General features: G+C 70.5%; 7 protein-coding genes. 4 read left to right on the forward strand and 3 right to left on the reverse strand.

Annotation, left to right across the window (positions count from 1 at the left end; genetic code table 11):
- The first annotated feature begins 7 nt into the window (after positions 1-7).
- Positions 8-1831 carry an AMP-dependent synthetase/ligase gene (locus tag FH969_RS00935; protein ID WP_139985463.1) on the forward strand — a complete coding sequence of 608 codons (1824 nt, stop codon included), beginning with the start codon at positions 8-10 and terminating at the stop codon, positions 1829-1831.
- Positions 1832-1837: 6 nt separating this feature from the next.
- Here the strand turns inward: FH969_RS00935 and FH969_RS00940 are convergent, their stop codons facing one another.
- Genes FH969_RS00940 through FH969_RS16100 form a run of 3 tightly spaced genes read right to left on the reverse strand, consistent with a single transcriptional unit; the run spans position 1838 to position 3863 of the window.
- Positions 1838-2956 (reverse strand): CU044_5270 family protein, encoded by a 1119-nt coding sequence (locus tag FH969_RS00940; protein WP_108719579.1) that lies wholly within the window; start codon positions 2954-2956, stop codon positions 1838-1840.
- Positions 2953-3489, reverse strand: coding sequence for an RNA polymerase sigma factor (locus FH969_RS00945; RefSeq protein ID WP_159096582.1), 537 nt, complete (start codon positions 3487-3489; stop codon positions 2953-2955). The genes FH969_RS00940 and FH969_RS00945 overlap by 4 nt, the downstream gene beginning before the upstream one ends.
- Positions 3483-3863 carry a peptidase inhibitor family I36 protein gene (locus tag FH969_RS16100; protein ID WP_108719577.1) on the reverse strand — a complete coding sequence of 127 codons (381 nt, stop codon included), beginning with the start codon at positions 3861-3863 and terminating at the stop codon, positions 3483-3485. Before FH969_RS16100 ends, FH969_RS00945 begins: the two co-directional genes overlap by 7 nt.
- Positions 3864-4062: 199 nt before the next feature.
- Between FH969_RS16100 and FH969_RS00955 the strand changes: the two genes are divergently transcribed.
- From FH969_RS00955 to FH969_RS00965, 3 genes are read left to right on the forward strand one after another with little or no spacing between them, the layout of a single operon-like run.
- Positions 4063-4458 (forward strand): hypothetical protein, encoded by a 396-nt coding sequence (locus FH969_RS00955; protein ID WP_139985467.1) that lies wholly within the window; start codon positions 4063-4065, stop codon positions 4456-4458.
- Between the two features lie 39 nt (positions 4459-4497).
- Entirely contained in the window at positions 4498-5181 is a 684-nt protein-coding gene (locus FH969_RS00960; protein WP_139985469.1) for an ABC transporter ATP-binding protein, read from the forward strand.
- Positions 5178-7598 carry a hypothetical protein gene (locus FH969_RS00965; RefSeq protein WP_139985471.1) on the forward strand — a complete coding sequence of 807 codons (2421 nt, stop codon included), beginning with the start codon at positions 5178-5180 and terminating at the stop codon, positions 7596-7598. Before FH969_RS00960 ends, FH969_RS00965 begins: the two co-directional genes overlap by 4 nt.
- Positions 7599-7812: the final 214 nt, after the last annotated feature.

Genomic DNA, 7812 nt, shown 5'->3' on the forward strand with positions numbered 1-7812 from the left:
GTCCGGCATGTCGTCCGTGTCCGAGTCGCCCGCCGTCGTCCCCTACCAGCCCGAGGTCTCGATCCCCGGCGCGCTGCGCGACCGGGCGGTGGCGCACGCGCACCAGGTGATCGTCGAGCGCCGGGTCGGCGGCCAGTGGCGCGGCGTGACCGCGGCGACGTTCCACCAGGAGGTCGTCGAGCTCGCGCGGGCGCTCGTCGCGTGGGGCCTGCAGCCGGGTGAGACCGTGGCGATCATGGGCCACACGAGCTACGAGTGGACGCTCGTCGACTTCGCCGTGTGGACCGCGGGCGGCCGGCCGGTCCCGGTCTACGAGACCTCCTCCACCGAGCAGGTGCAGTGGATCGCGAGCGACTCCGGCGCGGTGCTCGCATTCGTCGAGAGCGACCAGCACGCCGCCGTGGTGGCCGAGGCCGCCGTGGCCAGCATCCGCGAGATCGTGACGTTCGCGAAGCTCGCGGCGTTCACCGCGCAGGGCGGGTCCGTCGACCCGACCGAGGTCGCCAATCGCACGGCGGCCCTGACCGGCGACGACGTCGCGACGATCATCTACACCTCCGGCACGACCGGCCGCCCGAAGGGCGTCCAGCTCACCCACGGCAACTTCATCTACCTGGCGCGCAACGGCGCGCGCTCGGACCTGCGCGAGGTCGTCGGCCTGCCCGGGCAGCGCACGCTGCTCTTCATGCCGCTCGCGCACGTGTTCGCGCGGTTCATCGAGGTCCTGTGCATCACCGAGGCGGGCGTCCTGGGCCACTCCCCCGACACCCGCAACCTCGTCGCCGACCTGCAGTCCTTCCGCCCGACGTTCCTGCTCGCCGTCCCGCGCGTGTTCGAGAAGGTGTTCAACTCCGCGGCGCAGAAGGCCGCGAGTGGCGTGAAGAAGCGCGTGTTCGGGTGGGCCACGCGGGTGGCGATCGCATACTCGCGGGCGCTCGAGATGCCGTCGGGCCCCTCGCGGGCGCTGCGCGGCCAGCTCGGCCTCGCCCACCGCCTGGTGCTGGGAAAGATCGCCGAGGCGATGGGCGGCTCGCTGCAGTACGCGATCTCCGGCGGAGCACCGCTGGGCGCGCGGCTCGGCCACTTCTACCGCGGCCTCGGCGTCACGGTGCTCGAGGGGTACGGGATGACCGAGACGACGGCGCCCACCACGGTCAACCGACCGGTCGACATCCGGATCGGCACCGTCGGCCCGGCCTACCCGGGCACGAAGGTCCGGATCGCGGACGACGGCGAGATCCAGGTCGCGGGACCGCACGTCTTCCGGGGCTACCACGGCGACGAGGGCGCCACGGCCGAGGCGTTCACCGAGGACGGGTGGCTGCGCTCGGGTGACCTCGGGTCGCTCGACGACGGCGGCTACCTCACGATCACCGGCCGGCGGAAGGAGATCATCATCACCGCCGGCGGCAAGAACGTCGCGCCCGCGGTGCTCGAGGACCGCTTCCGCGGTCATCCGCTCGTCTCGCAGGTCGTCGTGGTGGGCGACCAGCGCCCGTTCATCGGGGCGCTCGTCACGCTGGACCCGGAGATGCTGCCCGGCTGGCTGGCCGGCAAGGGGCTGCCCGCGATGTCGGTGAGCCAGGCGGTGCAGAACCCGCAGGTGCAGGCGTCGCTGGTGAAGGCGGCGCAGCGCGCCAACCGCGCCGTCTCGCGCGCGGAGTCGATCCGACGGATCCGGGTGCTCGACGTCGACCTCACCGAGGCGAACGGCTACCTCACGCCCTCCCTCAAGGTGAAGCGGTCCCTCGTGCACCACGACTTCGCCGGGCCGATCGAGGAGATCTACGCCTCCGGCGGCGCCTCGCTGGACGTGCCGACCGTCGCGTAGCGGGACCTAGGCAGTGTCACCGATCTCCGCCACCCACCGGGCGTCGGTGATCGTGACGAACCCCGTGACGGTCGGCCCGTCGATCTCCATCAGGTCCGTCTCGAGCGCGACGGTCTCGGAGCCCACCACCTGGCCGGACGTCGGGTCGACGAGCAGGATCCGCACCGTGGTGTCGTACCCCGAGCCGTGGGGCGGCGTCGTGACGGTCTCGACGGCGCGTCCCTTCCGGTCCACCGCCGAGCCAAGGGTGCGGACTCCGGGTTCGCCCGCCAGCATCTCCCAGACCGCCGCCATGAGGTCAGGCGGAAGCAGATAGGTGGTGGTGAGGGCGTTCACCTGGTCCAGCAGGCACCAGGCGCGCTCGGCCTGGCTGTCCTCGCACGTCGGCGGCATGCCGACGAGCAGCTGGTCGACCAGCACGGCGGGGTCCCGGGAGAGTTCTGCCGGTTTGTCGGGAACAGTGCCGGGCGGTGTCTCGTCGGTGGAGTCCACGATGCCCGCGGTGACGGGGGCCGGGTCGATCGTTCCGTCGGGGCGCAGCTCGGTTCCTTGGCGCTGCGTGAGCGTCGCGGCCCCCGTGAGACTCAGCCACCACTGCTGCTCGAACGGGCGGATGGTCGCGTGCGGATCGTCGAGGTTGGCCGGACTGTTCCAGCCCCGGCTCTCGACGTACTGCACGTCCCCGCTGCCAACGGGCGTGGACGCGGCGGCAGCCGTGGACAGCTCGTGCAGCACGCCGGCCGCCTCGGGCGCCCGGTCCGCGTGCTCCGGGTCCTCCAGCGTGTAGTGCAGGCTCGGGGGCGACGCGATCGCCGATCCCGACGGCAGCAGGCTGAACACCACCGCGATCCCGAGTACGAGCACCGCAGCGACGGCGAGCAGCCACCGAGCCCGGTCCCGACGCGCGCGAGACGCGGGCTTCGCCGGCGCGGCGTCAGGGGCGTCGGCATCGGCGTCGCCGTTGCCATCGATGCGGTTCAGCACGCGCGCGAGAACCCTCACCTCGGGCTCGACCCGGCTCAAGTCCAGCCCGAGCAGGTCTCGGATGCGGGCCGCCTCGAGCTCCGCGTCCCGTTCGACGGCGAGCTCGCGATCGTCCGCCGTGTTCCGTTCCTCGCGGCTCATCGGTCACCTCCCTCCGACTCGATCAGTCGGCGCAGGCGCCGACGAGCCCGGTACAGCCGCGAGCCGATCGCGCTCGGGCTCACGCCGAGCCGGTCCGACACCTCCGACATGCTCAACCCGTCGATAGCGACGAGGCGCACGACCTGTTGCTCGTCTCCCGGCAGCGACTCGACGAGATCTTCGGCCCAGAGCGTCGCAACCACGAGAGTGTCGGCGGGCGCACCTGGGGCCGGCCGCTCACTCGTCAGCACAGCCAGCCGGTTGCGGGACAGCGCCTGCTCGTGCTCGTGCCGCCGCACCATGTTCTTCGCGATCCCGTACACCCAACGGCGCCGGGCCTCGACGCCGTCCGGGACATCCGCCCACCGTCGCCACAGCACAAGGAGTGTCTCAGCCAGTACGTCCTCGGCGGCCTGCGCACCCAACCTGGACGCGATGAACCGCAACAGCTCCGCCGAGACGCTGCGAGCAAACTGCTCGAAGTCACGCCGAACTGCCTCCCTCGTCCCGGCGACACCGGGATTCGTCAGCACGACGTCGTGAGGATGACCATCTTCCCCGTGGCGAGAAGCGTCGTCGACAGCTGCGTCCCCGCCGCCAGACACGTGCTCGACCCGCTTCCACTCGCCGATGCGTACACCCGCACGGCCTTGCCCGTCCGGTTCCACGCCGACCGTGCCGTGGACGCGGCGAGCGTACCCGTCGTGGATCGCCCGTACATCTGGCCGCCGTACTGCACGCTCGTCCAGAAGCACATCTGGCCCGCCGGGCAGTCACTCGAAGCCTGAGGTGACACGATCTCGTCCTCTGCCGCCGCAGGTTGTGCAAGCGCGGCCCCCATGAGCGCCACCGCGCCGACGACGGCGAAGAAACGCCGGCCCTTTCCTCCACCTCCCATGCCTGTCATCGCGTCAGGCCCGGGGCTCGTCACGAGATGTGATCTAGATCACATTCGGGGACGAACCGGCCTCCTCTCGTGATGTCTCGTCGAAGGCACAGCGGAACGGCGCTGTCCGGATGTGTCCTTCAACGACCGGGCAACCGCTCGGTCGCAACCGGCGGACGTTGCGCCGCCACGCGACCGAACCGCGCACGAAGGAGTGGGCATGGGTGCTGTAGGAAGTTCGGGAGCGCGCTCCCGGAGGCTCAAGGCCGCGATCGTCGCGGGGATCCTCACCATGGGGGCGATCGGTCTTCCGTTGGCCTCGGCGCAGGCGGGATCGAACCTCTGCGGTTCATCGTTGGCCTGCATCTACATCGATCCCGCCTGGGTCGGTCTCCTTGGCACAAAGTCGGGCGGAAGCGGCCTGTCGAACGTGAGCAGTGGCGCCGACAACAAGACGTCGGCGTGGGAGAACAAGACGGGCTCGAACGGCGCATGGTACACGCTCGCAAACGGCACCGGTTCGTGCTTCGCGATGCCGAAAGGCTCGGAGGTCTCGAGCATTCCCTTTCCGAACTACGACAAGCTGACGTCGTGGAAGGTGAACGGCGGTTGCTGACCCGATGAGCACAGCGCACGGTCTGTGCCGGGTGGTGCAGTGAGCCGGGTCGTGCTGGCCGGCGCCGGCAAGTGCTACGGCGAGGGCGAGTCGCAGGTGTGGGCGGTCCGGGACGCATCCCATGTGTTCGAGACGGGTTCGTTCACGGTGATCCAGGGCGTATCGGGCTCGGGTAAGTCGACTCTGCTCAACCTCATGAGCGGGCTCGACGTCCCGTCCCGCGGCCAGGTCCACGTGGACGGGCTCGATCTCGGCCACATGAGCGACCCGGCCCGCGCTGACTTCCGACTCCGACGCGTTGGGTGCGTCTTCCAGGAGCACCTGCTGATCGAGGAGTTCTCGGCGCTCGAGAACGTGATGCTCCCCCTCGAGGCCGTCGGCTCGGCGGCGAGCACGGCGCGCACCGCCGCTGGGAGCGCGCTGGGCGACGTCGGGCTCGCAAGGCTCGAGGATCGCCTACCGGCGCACCTCTCGGGCGGCCAGCGGCAACGGGTCGGGATCGCGCGTGCTCTTGTCGGTGACCGCACCCTCCTGCTCGCGGACGAGCCCTCGGGTGCGCTCGACTCCGTGACGTCGCGGGAGGTGTACCTGCTGCTCCGGGCGGCCGCGGACCGAGGAGTGACGGTCGTGGTGGCCACCCACGATCCCGCTCTGCAGGCTTTTGCCGACGTCGTGCTCGACATCATCGATGGCCAGCTGCACGCGCGTGAGGTGAGTTTGTGAGCTCCGGGCTCCACCTGCCCGCGCTGTGGCGCACGTTCGCGCGGAGCGGCGCGGCGCGGCGTTCGGGGATGCTGATCGCCGCGGTCGCCAGCGTCCTCGTGCTGGCGTACAGCGTCCTGATCGCGCTGAGCCCGACTCCTGAACAGGTCGCCGACCGTGAGCTGGGCGGGTACGACGGCGGGGTCCAAGTGGAGGCGGACGTGCGCGAGGACCCCGAACCAGCGGTTCGGGTCCGTGACGCCGCACGCAATGCGGGGGCAACGGCGGAGGCGACCCTGCTCGAGTCGCTGGACCTGCGAGTCACCGGCGGGCTCTACACCGCGCTGTACTACGCCGAGACGGACTGGTCGGACGCACTGTTCGACCGGTACACGCTGGAGTCCGGCCACTGGCCGAGGCAGCCGGCGCAAGTGGTGGTGACGGAACGCCTGGCGCGGGAGCTCGATGGAGAAGCACTCGAGGTGCTGTCGGGAACGGAGCGCCTCCAGGTGGTCGGTGTGGTGCGCGATGCCTACGGCCTGGACTCACGCCAGGTGCTCGCAGCGGAGGGGACGTGGAACGCGTTCGACTGGTCCTCCCTGAGTCGGACGTTCCCGAACGTCGCCGCCTCGCTCACGGTGTTCTGGGCCGGGACCTCGGCAGACGAGGTCGTCTCAGCCCTGGCCGAGGCCGGGCTCGTCGCGTCGCTCCCCTCGCTCGAAACTCGGGAGGATCTGCTCACGAACCCGTCGCCCACGCTCGTGGACCAGTACCCGTTCGCGTTCACGATCCCTGCGATCCTCGCGCCCGCCGGGCTCGCAGCAGTCGTGGTTCTGACCGCGGAGCGCCGGCTCCGCCGCTCGATCGGCGTGCTCCGGGTCCTCGGCATCGCGAGTGGCCCCGCCGTCGGTGCGGCCGTCGGGGCGTGGGCGACCTGGGTGGCGATCGGCGCAGGAGGGGGGAGCGTGGTCGGCGCTGGCCTGGGACTCCTGGCACGCCCGCTCACCGCGGCAGTCGCCCCCCACGTCCTGGCGCCGCCCGTCGTGCCGTGGGCGGGTGTCGCCACCGTGGTGGCGTCCACGCTGCTGGCGCTGGCCTTGACCGTGGTGGGCCTCGCGCTTCGCCGACCCGCGCGTGCACTGGCCGAGCTCGGTCACCGTGTACCGGCGAGGACGATGAGCTACCTCCGGCTCGTCGCGATCGCGCTGAGTGTCGTGGCGATACTCTGGCTCGGGGCCTCACTCCGCACCATGTTCGACATCGTCTGGCTCACGGCAGCGTGCGTGGCATGTGCGGCGCTCATCGCGCCCTCGGCCGTTCGCGTCGTCGTCGATCACCTGCCGGATCGACGGCCGTCGATCCGGCTCGCGAAGCGGCAGCTGGCCGGGGACCGCACCCGAGTCGGGATCGCCGTCGCCCTCCTGACAGCAACCCTCGCACCGTCGCTCGTCATGGCGACGCTCGTCGCGTCGGTTCAGTCCAGCGGCTCCGCGCTGATGCGCACGAACGCGGGACGCGACCAGCTCGTGATCGCGACGAACAACGCGTTCGTCGCACCGCCCTCCGAGGCCCTCGCCATCGCGCGGGAGAGCGCGCCGGACGCCTGGGAGGTCGAGCAGTTCGCGGTGGTCAGCGCGGAGCAATACGTCACGGTGAACGAGCCGGGGCTCGGCTATCTCGTCGCCCTCGGGTCGGCGGCCGACGCGGCGCGGATGTGCGGAGCGCTGGATGACGGCGCCGCTCAGGTCCTGGACCGGGGTGGGGTCCTCCTCCTGAACGGCGGTACCGGGCCGCTACAGACCCTCTGGTTCAACGACGGCAGCAAGACCGCACCGGTTCCGGCTGGTCCTGTGGCGTGCCCAGATTGGGGGAACGCGCTGGCGGGCGTCATGCTCACGTCGGGAGCTCACGAACTAGGCCTGGAGACCGCTCCTGAGGCAACCGTGTTCGGCCCTGTGACGGCGGACCAGTTCGCGCTGGTTCGCGATCGGCTCGAGGAGGCCGGCTTGGACGTCACACTCGCCCAGTTCGGTGGGGAGCGCCGAACGCCCTCGATTCCGCCCCCCGTCTGGATCGCACTCGTCGTCACGTCGAGCCTCGCGATCGGTGCTGCTCTCCTCGCCACCAGGTCCCAAGCGCGCATCCTGGACCTCTACAGGCCAACCCTGAGCGCCGTAGGTCTGAACAGGTCGTGGGCCTCCCGCGTCCTTCGGACCCAGGTCATGGTCATCACCGTCCTCGGCGCCCTGCTGGCCTTGGTCACGACGGCAGTTCCGCTGCTGATCGGCGCTTTGACCTTCCCGGCCGTCGTGGTCGTCGTTCCGTGGCCGGTGCTCTCAGCACTGGTGCTCGCGATCCTCGCCACCGCCTGGCTCGCATCTCCGGTTCGCACAGACGCGCGAAGCAACCGCGGAGTCGACAACGGACGGCGCTCGTAGACCGAAGCCACCCGCGCATGATGTGACATCCAAGCCACCTGTAGTTGACGACCCAGTCTCTTTGCACGATCTCAGTCCGTGCGGACCCAGCCCTCTGAAACGGGAGATCGACCGATGGAGATCCTCATGAAGGCAGCTGCTGTCACCTTGCTCACGGGACTGGCAGTAGGTTCGGCCGCCTCGGTCGCAAGCGCGGCGCGTACCAGGCCTGCCG

The organism is Miniimonas arenae (assembly GCF_006351005.1).
GTDB lineage: Bacteria > Actinomycetota > Actinomycetes > Actinomycetales > Beutenbergiaceae > Miniimonas > Miniimonas arenae.